The sequence below is a fragment of the Thermovibrio guaymasensis genome (assembly GCF_003633715.1).
Lineage (GTDB): Bacteria > Aquificota > Aquificia > Desulfurobacteriales > Desulfurobacteriaceae > Thermovibrio > Thermovibrio guaymasensis.
In genome coordinates this window covers 382,731-402,038 of the sequence record NZ_RBIE01000001.1, presented here as the reverse complement: position 1 = coordinate 402,038, position 19,308 = coordinate 382,731, and the positions used below count along the sequence as shown (strand labels likewise).

General features: G+C 44.4%; 22 protein-coding genes. 6 read left to right on the top strand and 16 right to left on the bottom strand.

Features of this window, described 5'->3' with window-relative positions; genetic code table 11:
• Window positions 1-942 carry a malate dehydrogenase gene (gene mdh, locus C7457_RS02235; protein WP_121169815.1) on the bottom strand — a complete coding sequence of 314 codons (942 nt, stop codon included), beginning with the start codon at window positions 940-942 and terminating at the stop codon, window positions 1-3.
• Window positions 943-1,086: 144 nt separating this feature from the next.
• Between mdh and C7457_RS02230 the strand changes: the two genes are divergently transcribed.
• Window positions 1,087-1,356 (top strand): hypothetical protein, encoded by a 270-nt coding sequence (locus C7457_RS02230; RefSeq protein ID WP_121169814.1) that lies wholly within the window; start codon window positions 1,087-1,089, stop codon window positions 1,354-1,356.
• On the opposite strand, the gene C7457_RS02225 is transcribed toward C7457_RS02230, so the two are convergent.
• The 12 genes from C7457_RS02225 to C7457_RS02170 form a co-directional block, all read right to left on the bottom strand.
• Window positions 1,334-1,756: a 4Fe-4S binding protein gene (locus tag C7457_RS02225; RefSeq protein ID WP_121169813.1), complete on the bottom strand. Its 423-nt coding sequence runs from the start codon at window positions 1,754-1,756 to the stop codon at window positions 1,334-1,336. The genes C7457_RS02230 and C7457_RS02225 overlap by 23 nt on opposite strands.
• Window positions 1,728-2,078, bottom strand: a complete 351-nt coding sequence (locus C7457_RS02220) for a hypothetical protein (RefSeq protein ID WP_121169812.1) — start codon at window positions 2,076-2,078, stop codon at window positions 1,728-1,730. The genes C7457_RS02225 and C7457_RS02220 overlap by 29 nt, the downstream gene beginning before the upstream one ends.
• Before the next feature lie 8 nt (window positions 2,079-2,086).
• On the bottom strand, window positions 2,087-3,172 hold the full coding sequence (locus tag C7457_RS02215) for a hydrogenase large subunit (RefSeq protein WP_121169811.1): 1,086 nt from the start codon (window positions 3,170-3,172) through the stop codon (window positions 2,087-2,089).
• 2 nt (window positions 3,173-3,174) lie between these two features.
• Window positions 3,175-3,519 (bottom strand): NADH-quinone oxidoreductase subunit C, encoded by a 345-nt coding sequence (locus C7457_RS02210; protein WP_121169810.1) that lies wholly within the window; start codon window positions 3,517-3,519, stop codon window positions 3,175-3,177.
• The gene (locus C7457_RS02205) at window positions 3,509-4,033 is read right to left on the bottom strand and encodes an NADH-quinone oxidoreductase subunit B family protein (protein ID WP_121169809.1); all 525 of its coding nucleotides are present in this window, start codon (window positions 4,031-4,033) and stop codon (window positions 3,509-3,511) included. The genes C7457_RS02210 and C7457_RS02205 overlap by 11 nt, the downstream gene beginning before the upstream one ends.
• 2 nt (window positions 4,034-4,035) lie before the next feature.
• Window positions 4,036-4,872: a complex I subunit 1 family protein gene (locus C7457_RS02200; RefSeq protein ID WP_121169808.1), complete on the bottom strand. Its 837-nt coding sequence runs from the start codon at window positions 4,870-4,872 to the stop codon at window positions 4,036-4,038.
• On the bottom strand, window positions 4,869-6,728 hold the full coding sequence (locus C7457_RS02195; RefSeq protein ID WP_121169807.1) for a proton-conducting transporter transmembrane domain-containing protein: 1,860 nt from the start codon (window positions 6,726-6,728) through the stop codon (window positions 4,869-4,871). Before C7457_RS02195 ends, C7457_RS02200 begins: the two co-directional genes overlap by 4 nt.
• Window positions 6,716-7,186 (bottom strand): Crp/Fnr family transcriptional regulator, encoded by a 471-nt coding sequence (locus C7457_RS02190; RefSeq protein ID WP_170137324.1) that lies wholly within the window; start codon window positions 7,184-7,186, stop codon window positions 6,716-6,718. The genes C7457_RS02195 and C7457_RS02190 overlap by 13 nt, the downstream gene beginning before the upstream one ends.
• A gap of 65 nt (window positions 7,187-7,251) precedes the next feature.
• Complete coding sequence (locus tag C7457_RS02185) at window positions 7,252-8,487, bottom strand: Ni/Fe hydrogenase subunit alpha (protein ID WP_121169805.1); 1,236 nt, start codon at window positions 8,485-8,487, stop codon at window positions 7,252-7,254.
• Entirely contained in the window at window positions 8,471-9,232 is a 762-nt protein-coding gene (locus tag C7457_RS02180) for an NADH-quinone oxidoreductase subunit B family protein (protein WP_121169804.1), read from the bottom strand. Before C7457_RS02180 ends, C7457_RS02185 begins: the two co-directional genes overlap by 17 nt.
• Entirely contained in the window at window positions 9,233-10,114 is an 882-nt protein-coding gene (locus tag C7457_RS02175; RefSeq protein WP_121169803.1) for an FAD/NAD(P)-binding protein, read from the bottom strand.
• Entirely contained in the window at window positions 10,083-11,150 is a 1,068-nt protein-coding gene (locus C7457_RS02170) for a 4Fe-4S dicluster domain-containing protein (RefSeq protein WP_121169802.1), read from the bottom strand. The genes C7457_RS02175 and C7457_RS02170 overlap by 32 nt, the downstream gene beginning before the upstream one ends.
• Before the next feature lie 187 nt (window positions 11,151-11,337).
• Here C7457_RS02170 and coaD point away from each other — a divergent pair, with 187 nt between their 5' ends.
• Window positions 11,338-11,829, top strand: coding sequence for a pantetheine-phosphate adenylyltransferase (gene coaD / locus C7457_RS02165; RefSeq protein ID WP_121169801.1), 492 nt, complete (start codon window positions 11,338-11,340; stop codon window positions 11,827-11,829).
• An 8-nt stretch (window positions 11,830-11,837) separates the two neighbouring features.
• On the opposite strand, the gene C7457_RS02160 is transcribed toward coaD, so the two are convergent.
• Both C7457_RS02160 and C7457_RS02155 read right to left on the bottom strand, forming a co-directional pair.
• Window positions 11,838-13,271, bottom strand: coding sequence for an aldehyde dehydrogenase family protein (locus C7457_RS02160; protein WP_121169800.1), 1,434 nt, complete (start codon window positions 13,269-13,271; stop codon window positions 11,838-11,840).
• A 1-nt stretch (window position 13,272) separates the two neighbouring features.
• Complete coding sequence (locus tag C7457_RS02155) at window positions 13,273-13,995, bottom strand: metallophosphoesterase family protein (RefSeq protein WP_121169799.1); 723 nt, start codon at window positions 13,993-13,995, stop codon at window positions 13,273-13,275.
• Window positions 13,996-14,016: 21 nt separating this feature from the next.
• Here C7457_RS02155 and C7457_RS02150 point away from each other — a divergent pair, with 21 nt between their 5' ends.
• A complete protein-coding gene (locus tag C7457_RS02150; RefSeq protein WP_121169798.1) occupies window positions 14,017-14,958 on the top strand; it encodes an amino acid--tRNA ligase-related protein in 942 nt (313 codons plus the stop codon).
• Here C7457_RS02150 and C7457_RS02145 read toward each other — a convergent pair.
• Complete coding sequence (locus tag C7457_RS02145; protein WP_121169797.1) at window positions 14,936-15,511, bottom strand: UbiX family flavin prenyltransferase; 576 nt, start codon at window positions 15,509-15,511, stop codon at window positions 14,936-14,938. The genes C7457_RS02150 and C7457_RS02145 overlap by 23 nt on opposite strands.
• Window positions 15,512-15,574: 63 nt before the next feature.
• On the opposite strand from C7457_RS02145, the gene argB reads away from it, so the two are divergent.
• The 3 genes from argB to cydB all read left to right on the top strand — a co-directional run bounded on the left by argB (window position 15,575) and on the right by cydB (window position 19,191).
• Window positions 15,575-16,453 carry an acetylglutamate kinase gene (gene argB, locus C7457_RS02140; RefSeq protein WP_121169796.1) on the top strand — a complete coding sequence of 293 codons (879 nt, stop codon included), beginning with the start codon at window positions 15,575-15,577 and terminating at the stop codon, window positions 16,451-16,453.
• A gap of 125 nt (window positions 16,454-16,578) precedes the next feature.
• Window positions 16,579-17,979: a cytochrome ubiquinol oxidase subunit I gene (locus tag C7457_RS02135; RefSeq protein WP_121169795.1), complete on the top strand. Its 1,401-nt coding sequence runs from the start codon at window positions 16,579-16,581 to the stop codon at window positions 17,977-17,979.
• Window positions 17,980-17,994: 15 nt separating this feature from the next.
• A complete protein-coding gene (gene cydB, locus C7457_RS02130; RefSeq protein WP_121169794.1) occupies window positions 17,995-19,191 on the top strand; it encodes a cytochrome d ubiquinol oxidase subunit II in 1,197 nt (398 codons plus the stop codon).
• Window positions 19,192-19,308: the final 117 nt, after the last annotated feature.

Below are 19,308 nucleotides of genomic sequence, written 5' to 3'. Positions count from 1 at the left end.
TTAAAGGGGTAACTTCTCAACTAACTTCCTCACCGAATCAACGGACTTTCTCCAGTCTGCCCACTCCTCATCTGAAAGGTCAAGCTTTATTATTTCCTCAACCCCATCCTTTCCAAGGACTATCGGAACTCCAACACAAAGTCCAGAAGCCCCGTAGTACTCCCCAACATCCCCGTCAAGGTAAACGCTTGCAGAGAGTATTTTCCTCTTATTCCATAAAATTGCAAGGACCATATCAAGAATTGAAGCTGCAGGAGCGTAGAAAGCACTTCCGGTCCTTAAGAGCTGGACTATCTCTCCTCCTCCAAATCTTGTTCTCTCAATCACTTCCTCAAGCTCTTCTTTGGAAAGGAAGTTAGTTACAGGCATACCTGCTATAGTCGTAAACTTACGGAGGGGAACCATATCATCACCGTGTCCCCCTATCACGAAGGCGTTAATGTTCTCAACCGAAATTCCCGTCTTCTCGGAAATAAAGTAAGCGAACCTGGATGAATCAAGAACCCCTGCCATTCCCATAACCCTTTCTTTTGGAAACCCAGTCACCTTAAGAGCAGTATAGGTCATAGCGTCAAGGGGATTTGTAACTACAATAACGAAAGCCTCAGGGGAGTACCTCTTAATTTGCTCACAAACGCTCTTAACAACTTCATAGTTCTTAAAGAGAAGGTCATCTCTACTCATTCCCGGCTTCCTAGGAAAGCCGGCCGTAATCACTACAACGTCGGAGTTGGCAGTATCCTTATAGTCGCCGGTTCCAACGACGTGGGAGTTAAAGCCAAGGATAGGAGAGGCTTCCATTATGTCAAGGGCCTTACCTTTAGCAACCCCCTCGTTTATATCAATGAGGGTAATGTCTGCAGTCTCCCTCCTAGCAAGGAGAAGAGCCAAAGTAGAGCCGATATTACCAGCCCCAACTATAGTTATTTTCTTCTTTTCCAACTTGCCCTCCAGGTCCTTTGTTCAAAAAGCACAAATATTTTAACATTATTTTAACAAGTTTTTAACTTACAGTTTGACGTAAGTCACCTCCTCTTACAGTTAAAGGAGCTAAATTAAACTAAAGAAACGTATGCTGGAGCTAAGATGCCTAAGAGTACAATTAAGGAGCTAGCAGAAGTTCTCCGTAGTGAGAATATCTTTTTAAGATGCCTCCTTGACGCAGGAAGGGTAACAAAGGAGGACTTGGAGGAGATAAAGAAATTCCAGGAGAGGAAGAGACCCCTCATAGAAAAGATCCTTAAGCTTGATAACAAAGACCTACTTCTGATTCTTGACGACGTAAAGGAACTAACAAAGAGGAACTTGAGAAATAAAGATCTCCTCCTCTCCCTCATTGAGAAGTTCTCTTCTTAGAGGGGTTTAAGCTCTTTTTCTTACGTGAAAGGAAGCGCTTCTTACTCTCATCGGCCTCCCTTTCAATAGAGTCCCAGTCTGGAAGGGAAACCTCAGGAGGTGCAGTCTCCTCAACCTGAACCAGAACTCCCGCCTTTGGACAGGCCCTTACACACTCACCACAGTAAATACACAGGTATGGATTGTAGTTATACTTCTTCTCCCCTTCATCAGTATAAACGAACCTTATAGCCCCCGGAGGGCAAACAATCTCACACTTAGTGCAGAAGATACAGAGGCTCTCATCGTAAACTATTAGCCCCCTATAACCGGGAGGAGTAGGGGAGGGCTCTGCAGGGTAGTTAACAGTTTCTGGTTTGCTAAATAGGTTTTTAATAGTCTGGATTAACATCTCCTTCATTACTTCCTCCTAAAAGAGCCTTTAAAGGTTCAGGAAGGCTCTTCAACTTTAAGGATTTATGGCATTCAATACACCTACTTAAAACTCTGTGGGCCTTTGAAGAACGGGAAACTTTCCTGTAATCATGACAGTCAAAACAGTCTGCCCCGCACTTTCCCCCCAAGGCTCCTTCTGAGTGTTCCCCATGACACTTGGTACACGTCTTAATAGGTTCATGGTCTCTATCCTTTGGAATGGTGTGGCACTGGTAACAGTCACTACTGCAGGCAAAGGAATAACCAAATGCCTGAGTAACTAATAAGAGGAGAAGGAAAAACCTCACACTTCCTCCTACCTTGCGGTACATGATAGACACGGGTCAAAGCTGATAACTGTTGCCGGAACGTCTGAATAATCCATTCCGATAAAGAGCTCCTTCATAACAGGGATATTTGCAAAGGTGGGAACTCTGATTCTCACCCTATCTAGGACCAACTTCTTTGAACCCTTTACGTAGTAAAAGAGCTCCCCCCTTGGAGCCTCAACCCTTACAAAGCTCTCTCCATCGGGAAGGCCTTTAACTGGAACCTTTATCTCTCCCTGAGGGAGGGAGTCAAGGGCGTTTTCAACCATCTCTATTGAGTTTAGAACCTCATATGCCCTGACAAGGTTCCTATCGTAAATATCGCCCCCCTTCCGAACTACCATTTTGTAGCCAACCTCATCAAAAGGTAGGTAGTTAAACTCAGCCCTACAGTCGGTTTCAAGGCCTGCAGCCCTTGCAGGAGGGCCGACAACGTTAAACTCCTTTGCCATTTCTTTTGTAACAACCCCCACACCTTTCCACCTGTACTTCAGGGTAAGGTCGTTTTCAAAGACATCTTTAATCCACAGACACTTCTCCTTAAGCTCCTTCAACCTCTCCTTAAGGGTCTTGGCCACCTCAGGGGTTACGTCCCTGTTCACTCCACCGATACAGGCATAGTCATACTGAACCCTGTTTCCCGTTAAAAGTTCAAGGAGCTCCATAACCGTTTCTCTATACCTGAAGGTCTGCATAAAGAGGTTTTCATAACCTGCAACCTCGGCCGTGTGCCCCATGGCAAGGAGGTGAGAGTGAACCCTATCAAGCTCACTAACTATCAACCTCAGGTAAAGGGCCCTCTTTGGAACCTCTACTTCCATTAACCTCTCAACCGCCGTAACGTAAGCAAGGGTGTGGGAAATAGAACACAGTCCACAAACCCTCGCCACAACGTATCCAACCTGAGTGTACTTAAACTTGGTCTGACAGGCCTTCTCTATTCCCCTGTGAACATAACCGACGTCAACCTCAACTGAAGTAATCCTCTCGTTCTCAGTCTGAAAGACGAACTTTATAGGCTCTGGAAGAGCAACGTGTTGACTACCAAAGGGAATTGTTATCCTATTTCCCATCTCTAACCTCTCCTTAAAGGTGCCTTAGGACTATCAGGCTCAAGGAACAAACCAGTCTTCGCCCCTTCAACGTTAAGCCCAAACAGGTCTGCAAGCTCCCACTCTGAAATCCAGGCTGAAGGAATTAGGTAGGTAATTGTTGGAATCTCCTCGTCGTAGCTTACCTCAGATACAACAACCTTAAAGCGTTCCTTTTCACCGTAAGGGGAGAAAAACCACTTTAGTTCAACCTTTCCGCCCAAGTCAACGGCGTTAACAGTTATAAAGTGCCACTTATCCTCTTCGTAAAACTCCTTAATAGTTTTCCTAACGTCCCTTAGAGGAACTTTAATCTCCTCAACTTCCATTCTTTACCCCCAGACATTTTTCCAAAAAGAACTTCCTGTTGACCGGCTCCTTAACTTCAAGGTTCTTACAGACTTTCGGGGGAACAAAATCTTTTCTCTTCCTCTCAAGGATTTCAAGGGCTTTAACAACTCCATCTATTATCGCCTCAGGCCTTGCAGCACAGCCGGGAACGTAGACGTCAACGGGAATCACCTTATCAACACCGTTTAAAACGTTATACATGTGCCTAAAGACGCCGCCGGTACAGGCACAGGCCCCAACTGCAACAACCACTTTCGGTTCAGGCATCTCCAGGTAGAGGCGAATCAACCTTTCTCTCGCCCTCTTAGTTACAGGGCCGGTAACGATGAGGACATCAGACTGCTTCGGGTTCCCCCTGTTGAGTATCCCGAACCTCTCAAGGTCATACTTTGGAGCAAGACAGGCAAGGATCTCAATGTCACACCCGTTACAGCTTCCTGTGTTGTAGTGAAGGAGCCAGGGAGACTTACTCCTAAACTTCTTTAGATCCATACTCAGTTCCTCCAGAGGGCAAGTAGCATAAGGTTAATAACTGTAAGGGGAATTAGGATGTACCAGTGAAAGGCAACCATCTGTCTGAAGTTAAACCTTGCAGTAACGTTATCTATAAGGTTAACTAGAAAGAAGGAAAATAAAACTAAGAGAGCTCCCAACCACCACTTACCACCTGCAAATAGGAAGACGAAGAAGAAAGCATAGACGTACTCAATCCACTTTGCAGTATAAACCGCCTCGTAGTACTTACCCGAGTACTCAATCTCAGGTCCGCCTATTATCTCCTGGTGAGCTTCCGAAAGGTCAAAGGGAGATTTCTTCAAGACAGATGGAAGTGCCAAGAGGAGAGACAGGAAGACAAGCGGAACATAAAGGATGGGAAGTTGGTCAGAGTGAAGGATCTCAGAAACCTGAAAGGTACCGGTTACAAGGTAAAGCCCCGCAGCAGCAAGGACGAAAACCGGCTCGTAGGCCACCATATGGAGGAGCTCCCTCATTGAACCGATGATGGAGTAGGGAGAACGAACGCTGAAACCTCCGACAACCAAGAAGGCAAGGGACAATAGGTGGAAGAATATAGCAACCAGAATGTCACCGCCTGAAAGGAGAACGTAGAGGGAAAACCAGGTTCCAAGTAGATACATAATTCCCATAAAGGCGTGGAAAGAGTGAACTATTAAACTCCTCTTCTCTAAGAGCTTAAAGAAGTCATAAAAGGGCTGTAGGAGTGGAGGACCGACCCTTCCCTGCATCCTTGCCCTTAAAATCCTCTCAAAACCGTAAACGAAACCGCCTATAATGGGAGAAAGGAGAGTGAGGACTAAAGCAAGAGTCATACTAGACCTCCTCCAAGAACGAGGGTCAGAATGAAGAGAGCTACTGATGCCGTTTCAACAAAGGGTTCAATGGATGAAACGCAGAAGAAGTTGTAAGTTCCAAGGGTTAAATCTACCCTCTCCCCACAGGTATAGGGGAACACCCTATCGGTACCTGAAAAGTGAACAAAGTAGGCAAGAATAGGAACAATGAGGAGAAGGAGGAAGGCACCTATTATCTGCCAGCCGTAGAGGGCTGAAACTCCAGTTATTAAGGTTAGACCAGCGGCTTTTACAGGTGCAGGAGAGCCTACAACCTGAGCTACAACCGGATTAATCAGCTCTGCTGAGAGTCTGGCTATGAAAAGCGAACCAAAAACTGTAAACAGGACTAAAGGAACGGTTGAAAACAGGTAAACAAATGGAAGCCTCTCCAGTCTAAACCTAACGAACTCCTCCCTCTTTCTGGTCATAACCCCTATTACCTTAAAGTAAAGGAGTGAAAGGATTACTCCGCCGATTGCAACGAAGATTATTGAACTGATGTAAGCCCCGTGGGAGAGGAAGTTTGATGCTTCCTCAATAGTTAACCACTTTGCAACAAAAATACCGTAAGGGACTATGGTCATACTCATAAAGCCTATGGAGATAAAGAGAACCGTTACTGGAGCTCTCTCCACAAGCCTCTTTATATCCTCTATATATTTAGCCTTAAACAACTTCTCCATAACTCCGGCTTCCATAAAGAGGAGGGCCTTTACAACGGCGTGGAAGAGAATTAGAAGGAGAGAGGCCAAAACGGCGGTAGGACTTCCCATTGAACCGGTTAACATCATAAGGCCAAGGAGGGAAATTGTCGAATAGGCAAGTATCTTCTTAAAGTTACTCTGGGTAAGGGCCAAAAGGCCCGCAGAAACGAAAACGAAACCTGTTGTGATAATCAAAAGTTTAGCCAGAAGGGTCCCCTTAATTACGGGAGAGAGCCTCAAAATTAAGTAAGGAGCAATCTTTACCATAGTTGCAGAGTGGAGAATTGCACTAACGGGAGTAGGAGCAACCATTGCCCCTAAAAGCCACCTGTGGAAGGGAAGCTGAGCCCCTTTAACTAAAGCTGAAATTGCCAGGAAGCTCAAGGGAACCATAGAAACTAAATGTCCCTTCATTGAGAGAATCTCTGTAAACCTGTAAACTCCGTAGTACTTAACTGCAAACAGGATTGCCAGGAGGATAGCAACTCCACCGATCTGGTTCATCCAGAGAGCCCTTAGGGCATTTTTAATTGAAATCTCATCCCACCTGAACCTGATCAGGACGTAAGAGGCAAGGGTCGTGGTCTCAAAGAGTGCAAAGAACCACTCCAGGTTATTAACGGAAACTGCAAAGTTCATAACTCCCAAGAACCAAAGGAGAACTGAAACGAACCTGTTCTCCCTACTTAAGTCCTCCTGCTCCATGTACTTGGTAGCGTAAAAGGCAATTAAAGTTCCAACGGTTGCAACAATCCAGTACATAAAGACGGTCAGCCTATCAACTAAGAGCTCCGCCCCCTCCTTGTGGGGAAGGACTTTTAAAACCCATACAAGTAGAAAGAGCTGGAAGAGAGAGAGAACTGAAACTAAAAAGTTCCTAAACTTTAAACCTTGATAAAGGAAGTAGAAAAGGAGGAGAAAGTCGTAAAGGGTAACAAAACCGTTTAACCAGTTTGGAGTTTCAACCAAAAGAGGTAAGTTCCCAGCTGAAACTCTATAGGTAAGAAAAGTCAGTATAGGAAGTGAAAGGAAAGTAAAGAACTGCCTAACCCTATGCCAGGGTGAAATGAAGACTAAAAGGGCCAGCAGCCAAGGAACTAGAACTAGAGCTCCCACTACCTTTTCCATCTACCTCCTCCTGGAACGGAGAAAAATCCGCAGATTTGTGAGAACTTAAAGTCTGAAGATTTCAACCTCTCCGCCATAACAGAAACGAGCTTTTCAACCAACTTTGCATAAACTTTCGGAGCTTCTCTCTTTAAGCTTTCAGCTCCCTCTTTAGTGATTTTCAAAGCCTTAACGGGGCTTTCAGCAACAGCCCTTAATGAGTGAGGAGCGTTTAAAAAGAAGGCACACTCCCCTAAAGGAGTTCCCTTATAAATAAGGGCAACTTTAGTCCACCTTCCGAAGTTATCGCTCCTGTAAAGGCCAACACTTCCCTCCATAATGAAGTAAACTGAATCGGCCTCCTGAAATTCATCAAAGAGTATTTCACCTTTACTAAAAGAGACCGGGATTAAAACTCCAGACAGCGTTCCCTTCTCAATGGGAGAAAAGTCACTAAAGAGCCTACACCTTTCTACCACGTCTATCTCCTTATAACCCTTACAGTCTCAAACTCTCCACCAAACTGGTGGACTGCACAGGCAATTCACGGATCGTAAGCCCTTATAAGGACCTCAGCTCTCTTCTTAATCTCTGAATCTTCACTATCAAGACTCGTTTCAACAAGAGCCCTTAAATCATCCTCAATTACAGACTGAAGCTGAGCAGTCGGAGTTATTATGTTTGCTCCGATACACCTTCCCTTTGAATCAAAGGTGTACTTGTGGTAGAGAGTTCCCCTTGGAGCTTCTTTAACTCCAAAACCTGTTCCTTCCCTCGGATTAACCTCAACCGTAGGCTCAAAAGGATAGAGAGAAAGGAGCTCTTCAACAAACTCAACTCCCCTGTAAGCAACATCAAGGAGCTCAACTGCCCTTGCAAGGTTTGCCAAGTGGCTGTTTTTAGAAGGGAAAGAGTGTTTCAACCTCTTTGTTAATTCCAGAACCTTCGGGTGAAGTTCAAGCCTGTTAACCCTTGCAAGAGGGCCTATTAAGAAAGGCTTTCCTTTTACCTTTGAAACTTTTGCGGTACTGTAAGGGGATACCTCCTCTCTTACAAAGAGTTCATACTCCCTCTTTGTGAAATTTGTTCCATCGGAAAGGGAAACCTCTGAAGAAAAGAGTGAAGGAGATGGCGAATTAAGGCACATTTCCATCTCGTGGGAAGACTCAAACTCCGGATACTCAAGGCCGTCAAGAAAGAATAAGGTAGATTCAATCTCAGGTATTAACTTTAAAAGGCTCCTTCCTACCTCCTCTAACTCCTCCCGAGAAGGAATAGAGGCAAAACCGCCAACTAGTATATTCTCACCGTGAACAGTTTTACCGCCGATTAACTTCATTATCCTGTTTCCAACTTCCTTCAGCTTAAAACCCCTCTTTACCACGTTCGGGTAATCTTTAACCATAGCCAAAGTTGACGGGTACCCCATGTAGTCAGGAAGGGCAAGGAAGTAAATGTGAAGGGAGTGGCTCTCCAAGAATTCCCCAACGGTTAACAAACTCCTTAAAAGTTCAATCCCTCTGTTTACCTTAACCCTAAAGGCATCTTCAATGGCAAAAACAGCGGCCAGCCTGTGGGAAACGTAACAGATTCCGCAGATCCTAGAAACTATTTTTGGTATCTCAGTATAGAGCCTATCTTTGGTTATAACTTCAAAGAACCTAGGACCTTCAGCAAACCTTAACCTGATTTCAGAAAGCCTTGAATTCTCAATAACTATATCTACCGCTCCGTGTCCCTCAACCCTAGTTAAGTGATTAACGTTAAGCTCCTTTTTCATCTACTCTCCTCACTCTGAAGGTATTCCCTCTAAAGACCTTCAAGAACTTAAGGGCATCTTCGTAGGAAAGTCCTTTCTTTGTAAGTATGGAGATAATCTCCTCGTGGTTTGGAAAGTCACAGTCCCCCCTACAGCCCTGGCATCCTACTCCCTTTGAAGTGCAGGGAGCTCCACACCCAGCATAAGTAACGGGCCCTTGACAAGGAATTCCCTTTAAAAGGAGACACTCGTTCTCCGAAAGTTTACACTCATGACAGACGGGAATCTTTGGAAAGAAAGGCTTGACCCCGTTAAGAAGAAATGAAACAGTATAGACAAACTGCTTTTTATCTAAAGGACACCCAGGTAGGAAGTAATCAACTTTTACAAACTCAGAAACGGGAGAGGGCTTAAAGACCTCAAAAGGAAGTTTCCAACTACCGTAAACCTCTTTTACCATCTCCTCAATCTGAACTTCATCGTTCCTCTGGGCTTGGACTCCCCCGTAGCAGGCACAGGAACCAACAGCAACGAGGACCTTTGTCCTCTCCCTAAGTCTCAAAAGCCAATCCCTGTCAAGGGACGTTGAAACTGACCCCTCAACGAATAAGAGGTCAAGCTCATCCTCTAAGTTGTCATCCTTTGCAAGGGGAAAGAGGGAAATCTCAACCTTTGAAAGCAACTTCAAAAGGGCATCTTGACAATTAAGTATTTCGCACTGACAACCTGAACATCCCGTTAGACCAATAACTCCTATTTTCACCATCTAAATCATCTCCGGAAGGTTTTTTGTATCCCACAGAGGGAAAATTGGACCATCAACGCAGGCAAACTTGTATCCAATTTGACAGTGGCCACACTTACCGATGCCACACTCCATTTTCCTCTCTAGAGAAACGAAAATTTGGCTTTCAGGATAACCATTTTTCAAGAGCTCTTTCCCTATGAACTTATAAGCAATGGGCGGACCGCACACGGCAACGTAAGTCTCTTTCGGCTCAAGGGAAACTTCAGGGATAAGATCCGTAATGAGTCCTTCCCTTCCCTGGCTCCACTCCTCATCCTCGGGAGTCTCCAACCTATCAAGGATGTAAAGGCACTTTATATCCTTCCTCTCCTTAAGCCTGGAGAGCTCATCTTTATAGAGAACAGAGGAGTAGTTCCTCGTTCCGTAGAGGAGGTAAACTTCCTTAAAGAGATGGCGTCTATCAAGGATGTACCAGATTAAAGAGCGAAGTGGAGCTATACCTAAACCTCCGGCTATTATCAAAACGTTGTGGTTTTCCATAATTCCAATCGGAAAACCGTTACCGTAAGGTCCTCTCAGTGCAACTACGCTTCCAGGGCCTAAGGAGTGGAGAACCTCCGTCTTCCTACCAACTTTTCTAACTGTAAGCTCTATAACACCTTTCCTCGTTGGGGACGAACAGATAGAAATCGGTATCTCTCCGGCCTTAGGTACAGTAAGCATTACAAACTGGCCGGGAATGTGGTTCCACCTCTCGCAGGAGCTAGGTTCAAGGAATGAGAAGGTGAACTTCTTATGTTCAGGAGCTAGCTCCTCCACATCGGTTATAACTACCTTCTGGGGTAAAAACGGATCAGCAGGAAGGGGCTTATTTAACAGCTTCTCTAAGCTCTTTTTCATCCGTTCCTCTCAACTTCTTAATAGTCCTCACTATGCTTATTTCGGCTGGACACTCTGAACTGCACCTTCCACAGCCGACACAGCCTAACTTCTCAACCTGGTAAGGGAAGCCAACAAACTTGTGGTAATAACGGTGCCTAAAGCGGGAAGTCCTTGTCGGCTTAAAGTAGTGTCCACCTGCAACCAAGGAGTAGTAAGGATACTGACAGGAAGTAACAAACTCTACCCTCTTAACCTCTTTCCCTTCTAAGTCGGGAATATCAACGCTGGTATAGCAGAAGCAGGTAGGGCATACGTTAGTACACGTTCCGCAACCTAAACACTTCTTAGCTTCCTCTTCCCAAACCGGAGAGTCGTACTCAAGCTCAATTAACTGGGAAATCCTTTCAAGGTCGGGAAGCTCCTTTCTATTAAAAGCTTCTTTCTTCTTACGGGTACTCCTTTTGTAGAGCTCCAAGTCCTCCTTTTCAATTTCTCTAAATAGGTTCTTTAAGGTAAGAACTATCTCGTCCCCCTTAGGGCTCCCAATTGAAACGAAGTAATCAGCCCCTATATCAGTTAGGAAAAGATCCCAGTTTGCCCCGTCCGGAAAGGCCGTTCCAGTTGAAAGGCAAAAACAGTACTCATCTGGATAGCAGGAAAGTCCGATGAGGATCGTTTTCTTCCTGACCTCTAAATAGCGGGGGTCGGGGTTTTCCTTTAGGTAGACTGAATCAAGTATTGAAATTCCATGAAGGTCACAGGAGTGAACTCCAAAGATTACTTGCTCCTGGATAGAGTTAAAAGTTTTAAACTCCATAGTTTCAGGGTTATAAGAGAACCTCTCCCTTCTGTAGGGAAGGAGGTACTTTTTCGGAGGTAGAACCGTTCTCGTATAGCTTAACTCAACGGTAGTTACATCGGAGATCTCTTTATATGAGCACTTTTCCCCCTCTTTTACAGGGGCTATCAGCTTAAAGCGCCTCTTTAACCCCTCAAGGAACTCCCAAACATTAGCCTTAGGAAGGACCTTTGCCCTATCTATGTGGAATTCCAATAACTCCTCCCATCAAATGTTAATTTGATGTAAACCGCATGTATCCAGATTTATATAAAAAGTTTTTTATTAAGTCAACCTTTTCTAATTTACTAATATTAATAAAGTTTATTGAATATAAAGAAAATTGAATATAAAAACCGTTGCATCAATTAGCTGTTAAAATTCGGAAGACAGGAGGTTTCAGATGATTAAAAGAGCCATATACCCAGGAACTTTTGACCCGGTTACCTTTGGCCACCTAGACATAGTTAGAAGGGGTCTAGAACTATTTCCAGAACTGATAGTTGGAATAGCCGAAAACCCAAAGAAGAAACCTCTTTTCACCCTACAGGAAAGAAAGGAAATGTTTGAAGAAAGCCTAAAAGAAGTTGGACTTGAAGGTAAAGTAAAAGTAAAAACCTTCAATTCTTTACTAGTAGAATTTGCGAAAAAGGAAGGGGCAGTAGCAATACTAAGGGGAATAAGAATCGTTTCAGATATGGACCATGAATTTACAATGGCTTCACTAAACAGGAAGCTCTACCCGGAAATTGAAACAGTCTTCTTAATGCCCTCAGACGACTACGCCTACCTCTCCTCCTCCGCAGTTAGAGAAATAGCCTCCTACGGGGGAGACGTTTCCCAGTTCGTAACAAAGGCGGTTGAAAGAAGACTTAAAGAAAAGTTTAAAAAGTGAAAATAACTTCAGTAGTTAAGGTCAAAGCAAATAGTTTTTATCTCTGTCATCTCCTCAACTGCAAACTTAGGCCCTTCCCTACCTATACCGCTCTCTTTAACCCCTCCGTAGGGCATCTGATCTACTCTAAAGGTTGGAATCTCGTTAACCGTTATTCCGCCACACTCAACTTCCTGGGCAAACTTCATGGCTCCCTTTAGGTCATTTGTAAAGATTCCAGCCTGAAGGCCGTAAGGAGAGTCGTTAATCATCTCAATTGCCTCTTCAAGGGAAGAAACCCTGTTAACAACTATAACCGGACCGAAAACCTCCTTCCTAAATAGCTTTGAATCCCTTGGAACGTCCCTAATAACGGTAGGCTCTATCAGGGTATCGGATAACCTCTTTCCTCCACACACGAGCTCTGCACCTTTACTTAAGGCTTCCTCTATCCAGTCCATTATCCTATCGGCTGCTCCTTTATCAATAACCGGGCCAACGTCGGTATCCTCACTGCGAGGATCACCAACTTTAAGGCCTTCTGCAAATGAGGAGAGCTCCTTCAAAAAGCCATCGTAAACTTCAGAGTGGACAAATACCCTTTGAACGGAAATACACACCTGACCGGCAAGCGTAAAACCACCCCTTCCTATCCTCTCTGCTAGTTCCTTTAACCTTGAGCTTTGGTCCCTATCAACATAAACTCCAGCGTTAGAACCTAGCTCCATAGCGTACTTCTTCAGCCCCCCTCGGCTCATAATAACCTTTCCAGTTTCTACGCTACCCGTAAAGGTAATCATCCTTACCTTTGAGTTTCTAACCAGAGCATCTCCAACCTCTTCACCGTATCCGGTTAAAACGTTAACTGCCTCGGGAGGGAAACCTGCCTCTATTAGAACTTCTGCAAGCTTTATAACTGTTAGTGAGGTATTTTCAGAGGGTTTTATGACTACAGAATTTCCTGCAGCCAAAGCAGGACCTACTTTATGGCAGGTAAGGTTTAGAGGAAAGTTAAAAGGAGTAATGCACCCAATAACTCCAATGGGAACTCTTCTATAAAAGCCTACCTTTCCCTTTACTCCAGGAGCTCCCTCAAAAGGGACTTCCTCCCCTAGAACCCTCTTTGCCTCTTCTGCAGAAAGGGTAAGCGTATTAACGGCCCTTCCGACTTCCCCCATTGACTCCTTAATAGTTTTCCCAACTTCCAGCGTTAAAAGTTGAGCAAACTCCTGAGACCTTTTTGATATGATCCTTGCTGCCTTCTCAAGGGCTCTAAACCTCTCGTAGGCCGTCATTTCCTTGAGCTTTTTAAAACCTACTTCTGCTACTTCAACAGCAAGTTGAGCATCCCTCTCATCACCCCTCGGAATCGTCCCAACTAAGGAGTTATCGTAGGGAAATCTGATCTCTATCTCTTCCTTCTTAAAGACCCTCTTACCGCCTATAAGCATGTATCCCTTCATCCTAAACCCCCAAAACCAGCCTTGCTGCAAGGAATTCCGGAAGCCCTGCCCTTAAAATCTCCCTCGCTGCAACTTTAAAGTTGTATTCTACCCGATAAAGCTTAAAACTCTTACTTTCAAGGTCAAATATCCCAAAGGAAGCTCTCGGATCCTTATCCCTCGGCTGACCGACGCTACCGGGATTAATTAGATACCTTCCTGCCCTTACGTAAAGGGGATTAGCAGAAACCTTGTCAACTTCAGGTCCCCAAAGACGGTAAGCCGCTGGAATATGAGTATGACCGAAAAAGCATAGGCTTCTTAGTTGTTTCAAAAGGGCATAGTAAGCATCGTTTTTTGAAAGGATATACTTCATGCTCCCCGGACTTTCTGGTGTATCGTGGACCAGCTGGCAACAGTCGGTTAGGTGCTGGACCGAGAGTTTCTTTAGAAACTCAACGTTTTCTGCTTTCAACCTCTCCTTAGTCCAGATAAGTGAGGCCGCAGCATATTCGTTTAAAAGACTCTCATCATAGTAGCCAAGAACTACAAGCTCGTGGTTTCCAAGTAGAACGATACTACAGTTCTCCCTTACCCAATCAAGACACTCGTTTGGAAAGGCCCCATAACCTACAGTATCCCCCAAGCACCAAACTTCATCAACTCCTTCCTCCTTTAGCTTTCTATCAACTTCTTTTAAGGCGTGGATATTAGCGTGAATATCCGATATTATTCCTACTCTCAAAAGGTTCTCCGGAGAATTAGGATGTTAGAAACCATTATAGCCAGAAATAGACTAAAGGAAAGTATAAGGGAGCTCTTTTTAAGCTGGGGATTTACCGAAGTTGAAACTCCCACTTTAATACCTTACTGTAACCCTGACAACAACGTTGAAAACGTAAGGACCGAGTTTAAAGACTTCCAAGGGAAAAAGCATACCTGGTTCCTCCATACATCCCCCGAATTCTTCATGAAAAGGTTAATTTGGTTGGGGGCAGAGAGAATCTTTCAGATTACAAAAGTTTTTAGAAGCGGAGAGATTACTCCCCTCCACCAGGTAGAGTTTACTATGGTTGAATGGTACAGGGTTGGAGAAGACTTTAAAAAAGGCATGGAAGAAACTGAGGAGATAGTTAAAAGGGGAGCTGAAGAGTTTGGGGTTAAAGAGATCACTTTTAGAGGAAATAAAACAAGCCTAAAGGAATTTAAAAGGATAAGCGTAAAAGAGGCATTTGAGGAATTTGCAGGCGTTAACGTACTTGATAGAGAACAAGTCATAAAGATATCCGGAGAAAAAGACTACGAAGGTGCATTCTTTAAGCTCTTAGTAGATAGAGTTGAGCCAAAACTGGCTCAACTTCCGCACCCTGTTTTCCTGTTTGGATATCCGGAGGAGTTCTCTGCAATGGCTGAAGTAGAGAACGGAATTGCCCAGAGGTTTGAGCTTTACATCGCGGGAGTTGAACTTGCAAACGGTTACACAGAGCTAAGGGACTACGGAAGCTACAGGGAAAAGTTTGAAAAGAAGGGAATTTGTGCATTGGATAAGAGGTTTTTGGAACTACTAAAGAGGAAACCCCTTCCTAAATGTGAAGGAGTTGCACTGGGGTTTGATAGACTTTTAATGCTCCTACTAGGAAAGGAGAACTTGGAGGAAGTTATTCCATTTTCAACGTCAAAACTCCTTAAGGAGCTCCCCAGTTCCTAATCAACCCAAACTCCTTCTTAAGGAGAAGCCTCAAAGCCCTCTCAACTATAAAGTCAACGAGCTCCATAACTCCTTTAGGTTTACTGTAAAAACCGGGAGATGCCGGAAGAACGGTAACTCCAGAATCAATAACTCTTAAGATGTTCTCAGCGTGTATTCTATTAATAGGAGTTTCCCTGAAGACAAGGATAACAGGTCTACCCTCTTTTAAGTTTACGTCCACAGCCCTGTGAATAAGGTTAACAGTTGAACCAGAAGCTATATGGCCGAGAGTCCCTGCCGAACAGGGAATAACAACGGCCCCCTTAACTTGATGGGAACCGCTTGATGGAGGAGCAAAGAGGTCATCTGGTCTGTAGAGGTTAACCAGGTCTTTTGGAAGGGAATTTACAAACTTATCAACTGAAACTCCAGTCTCAAACTCAAACACCCTCCTTCCCGTTTCTGAGAAGATTAAGTCCACCCGGTAAGAGTTTGCCACTAGAACCTCAACAAGCCTCTTACCGTAAATAGAACCACTTGCTCCCGTTATCCCGACAACGACCCTGTCCAAACTAACCTCCTTGAACTTTCAGGTTTAAAATTACTCCAATCTTACCCTAAAGAGGAGGAAAAAGTGGAAAAGATGATAGAAAAGGTAACAACTCTCTTAGAAGCCCTTCCCTACATAAAGGAATTCTACGGGAAGACGGTAGTCATTAAGTACGGCGGAAACGCCATGATTAACGAAGACCTAAAAGAAGGATTTGCTCAGGACGTAGTTTTACTCAAGTATGTAGGAATAAACCCCGTAATAGTCCACGGAGGGGGACCGCAGATAGGAGAACTCCTTAAAAAACTCAACATAGAGAGCCGCTTTGTAGGAGGAATGAGAGTAACTGATAGAGAGACTATGAACGTAGTTGAAATGGTTTTAGTTGGAAAAGTAAATAAGGAAATCGTCAAGCTGATCAACTCCCACGGAGGCAACGCTGTAGGTCTTTCAGGAAAAGATGGAAACTTAATAGTTGCAGAGAAAATAGACCACGTTAAATACCTACAGGAGGTAAATGCGCCGGAGATAATAGACCTGGGATTTGTAGGGAGGGTAAAGAAGGTTAACCCGGATATTGTAAACAGACTTCTAGAGTCTAAATTTATTCCTGTAATTGCTCCCGTCGGAATAGGCGAGGACTTTGAAGCCTACAACATAAATGCCGACCTTGTAGCCGGCGAGATGGCAGCGGCCTTAAAGGCCGAAAAGTTGATAATGTTAACCGATGTTGAGGGAATCAAAAATAAGGAAGGGGAACTCATAAAGAGCCTTAAACGTCAAGAGCTCAGCAAGCTTATCTCAAACGGAACTATATCTGGAGGAATGATTCCAAAGGTTAAAGCCTGTGAGATTGCCCTTACGGGGGGAGTTAAAAAGGCACACATAATAGATGGAAGGGTAAAACACTCAATTTTACTTGAAATGTTCACTCAAGAAGGTATAGGAACTGAGATAATTTAGAAAATTTTAAATATTTAAACTTCGTAAACTTAGAGAACTCGGTCTATTTTGATATAATCACTGTTTGGAAAAACACTCTAAAAGGAAGGTAGAACAACACTTAAACCTTTAAGGGAGGTGCCACAATGGACTTCGTACTACTGGTATCGCGACTGCAGTTCGCGATGACAGCCTTCTTCCACTTTATCTTCGTTCCTTTAACTCTAGGGCTGTCAACCTTATCTGCACTTATGTTAACTCTCCACTACGCAACCGGCAAAGAGATCTACAGGGACATGGCCAAGTTCTGGTCAAAGCTCTTTGCTATTAACTTCGCCCTCGGAGTTGCTACAGGTCTGGTTCACGAGTTTGAGTTCGGTATGAACTGGTCTGTTTACTCAAGGTTCGTTGGAGACATTTTTGGAGCTCCACTTGCCATTGAAGGTCTCCTTGCATTCTTCATGGAGTCAACCTTCATGGGAGTATTCCTCTTTGGTTGGGACAGGGTTCCAAAGGCCGTTCACCTTCTTGCTGCGTGGCTTTCATCTATCGGCTCAAACCTATCTGCTCTCTGGATTCTAGTTGCTAACGGCTGGATGCAGCACCCAACCGGAGCAGAAGTTGAAATGGCAGCAGCCGGTAAAAGAGCTGTTATGACCGACTGGTGGGCAGTCGTATTTAACCCAGTTGCAGACGTTAAGTTCTGGCACACTGCAACTGCAGGAATGGTTCTTTCTGCAATCTTCGTCCTCTCTGTAAGTGCTTACCACCTCCTCAAAAAACAGAACGTTGAATTCTTCAAAAAGTCTGCTTACATAGCTTTAATCTTCGGACTCATAGCTTCAGTAGGTGAAGTTATCATCGGCGACATTCACGCTCACGAAGTAGCTAAAACCCAGCCTACAAAACTTGCTGCTATGGAAGCCCTCTGGGAAACAAAGGAAGGAGCCTCAATCCTCCTTGCAGCATGGGCCGACGAAAAAGCCCAGAAGAACGTAGTTGAGATTCCCCTTCCAATTCCAGGACTCCTTTCATTCCTTGCAACCCACGACTTTAACGGTAAGCTCCTTGGAGCAAAGGAACTTCAGAAGATGTTTGAAGCAAAGTTTGGCCCAGGAAACTACATTCCACCTGTAAACTTCGTCTTCTGGGCATTCCACATAATGGTTTACTTAGGCTTCTTCTTTGTGCTCCTCTTCATCTGGGGACTTATGAAATACAAAGACCTTGAGAACGCTAATGGTTTCTTGAAGGTTGCCCTTTACTCACTTCCCCTTCCATACATTGCATGCTGGTTAGGATGGGCAACAGCTGAAGTTGGAAGACAGCCTTGGATAGTCTACCCTCTCACCGATGACTACGGAAAAATCCTTATGCCTGAAATCGGACTTAAAACAGCCCAAGCCGTTTCACCACTTACAAACGTTGAGGTAATAATCACTTACATCCTCTTCGCCCTTACTTTCACCGGACTTGCAATCGCAGACTTCTACCTGCTTGCCAAGTTCGCCACAAAAGGACCAGAGAAAGAAGCAGAACTTTACTAATGGAGGAGGTGGATTATGCACTTTGACTTACAGACTATTTGGGCGATACTGGTTACTATACTAATTGCCGGTTATATAGTTACAGACGGTTTTGACCTTGGGGTGGGAATCCTCCACCTCTTCGTAGCAAAGACAGACATTGAGAGAAGAGTAAACATTAACGCAATAGGTCCCGTCTGGGACGGAAACGAGGTTTGGTTCATCACTGCAGGCGGTGCAGCTTTTGCTGCTTTCCCCGAGCTCTACGCAGCTCTATTTAGCTCTCTCTACATAGCCCTCTTTGTAGTTTTACTTGCCCTAATATACAGGGCGGTATCCTTTGAGTTCAGGAGTAAAGAGGAGAGTGAAGGCTGGAGGAAGTTCTGGGATCAGAGCATCTTCTGGTCATCCTTCGTCGTTGCCCTCTTAATCGGAGTCGCTATTGGAAACATCCTTGCAGGCCTTCCAATTAAGAACATGGCAATTGAAGGAAATGAACTCCTCGGGTTCGTTTACGCTGAGAAGTTCCCGATAAGCTTTATTAACCTCGTTAATCCATTTACTTTCCACGGACTCTTTGGAATCCTCGTTGGAATTGCAACAGTTCTCTTCATAATAATGCACGGAGTCTCATGGCTCCTGTGGAAAACTGAAGGAAGTATTGCTGAAAGGGCAAGGAACATAGGTTTAAAGGTATGGCTTCCCTTTGTAATCATGTACGTTGTCTGCACAGGCCTTGCCTACACAATCTCATTCAAAGTAGAAAATCCTGAACTTGCCCAAAAGTACCTCCAACTTCCACCTGATATGTTCAAGCAAATTGCAAGCATGATTGACAGCAACGGTGTTCTCCACCATGCACTTTTCAGATTCCCAGTAATAGAGCTCGTTCTTATCGTTCTTGCTGCTCTATCTGCCGTAGGCTGGCTCCTTGCAGTCAAGGCAGTAAATGGAGCTAAAGCTTTCCTCTTCTCAACACTTACTTTCCTCTTTGCTGGTTTTGCAGTTATGTTTGGAGCTTACCCCCTTGCAGTTCCTTCAAGCCTTGGACTTGAACACTCCATCACAATCTACAACGGTGCTTCAAGCCACCTTACACTAACGGTCATGCTCGTTGCAGCATTAATCTTCACACCAATCGTAATTGCTTACCAGGCTTGGGTTTACAAGATGTTCCTCTTCAAGATCTCTCCCGAATCAATCAAGAGAGAGCTTGAAGGAGCAGAATACTAAAAGGGAGGTAATGAAGAATGTGGCTTATAATATCTTTCGTTTGGTGGGTTTTTGTAGCCTACGCTACATATGCACTTGCAAAGTCTAAATTTGAGGGGGCCTAAGGGCTCCCTTAAC

Excerpts from the sequence above, each read along its gene's own strand:
- C7457_RS02230 (WP_121169814.1), top strand. The coding sequence starts at position 1,087 with ATGCCTAAGAGTACAATTAAGGAGCTAGCAGAAGTTCTCCGTAGTGAG.
- C7457_RS02225 (WP_121169813.1), bottom strand. The coding sequence starts at position 1,756 with ATGAAGGAGATGTTAATCCAGACTATTAAAAACCTATTTAGCAAACCA.
- C7457_RS02215 (WP_121169811.1), bottom strand. The coding sequence starts at position 3,172 with ATGGGAAATAGGATAACAATTCCCTTTGGTAGTCAACACGTTGCTCTT.
- C7457_RS02210 (WP_121169810.1), bottom strand. The coding sequence starts at position 3,519 with ATGGAAGTTGAGGAGATTAAAGTTCCTCTAAGGGACGTTAGGAAAACT.
- C7457_RS02205 (WP_121169809.1), bottom strand. The coding sequence starts at position 4,033 with ATGGATCTAAAGAAGTTTAGGAGTAAGTCTCCCTGGCTCCTTCACTAC.
- C7457_RS02200 (WP_121169808.1), bottom strand. The coding sequence starts at position 4,872 with ATGACTCTTGCTTTAGTCCTCACTCTCCTTTCTCCCATTATAGGCGGT.
- C7457_RS02195 (WP_121169807.1), bottom strand. The coding sequence starts at position 6,728 with ATGGAAAAGGTAGTGGGAGCTCTAGTTCTAGTTCCTTGGCTGCTGGCC.
- C7457_RS02185 (WP_121169805.1), bottom strand. The coding sequence starts at position 8,487 with ATGAAAAAGGAGCTTAACGTTAATCACTTAACTAGGGTTGAGGGACAC.
- C7457_RS02180 (WP_121169804.1), bottom strand. The coding sequence starts at position 9,232 with ATGGTGAAAATAGGAGTTATTGGTCTAACGGGATGTTCAGGTTGTCAG.
- C7457_RS02175 (WP_121169803.1), bottom strand. The coding sequence starts at position 10,114 with ATGAAAAAGAGCTTAGAGAAGCTGTTAAATAAGCCCCTTCCTGCTGAT.
- coaD (WP_121169801.1), top strand. The coding sequence starts at position 11,338 with ATGATTAAAAGAGCCATATACCCAGGAACTTTTGACCCGGTTACCTTT.
- C7457_RS02160 (WP_121169800.1), bottom strand. The coding sequence starts at position 13,271 with ATGAAGGGATACATGCTTATAGGCGGTAAGAGGGTCTTTAAGAAGGAA.
- C7457_RS02150 (WP_121169798.1), top strand. The coding sequence starts at position 14,017 with ATGTTAGAAACCATTATAGCCAGAAATAGACTAAAGGAAAGTATAAGG.
- C7457_RS02135 (WP_121169795.1), top strand. The coding sequence starts at position 16,579 with ATGGACTTCGTACTACTGGTATCGCGACTGCAGTTCGCGATGACAGCC.
- cydB (WP_121169794.1), top strand. The coding sequence starts at position 17,995 with ATGCACTTTGACTTACAGACTATTTGGGCGATACTGGTTACTATACTA.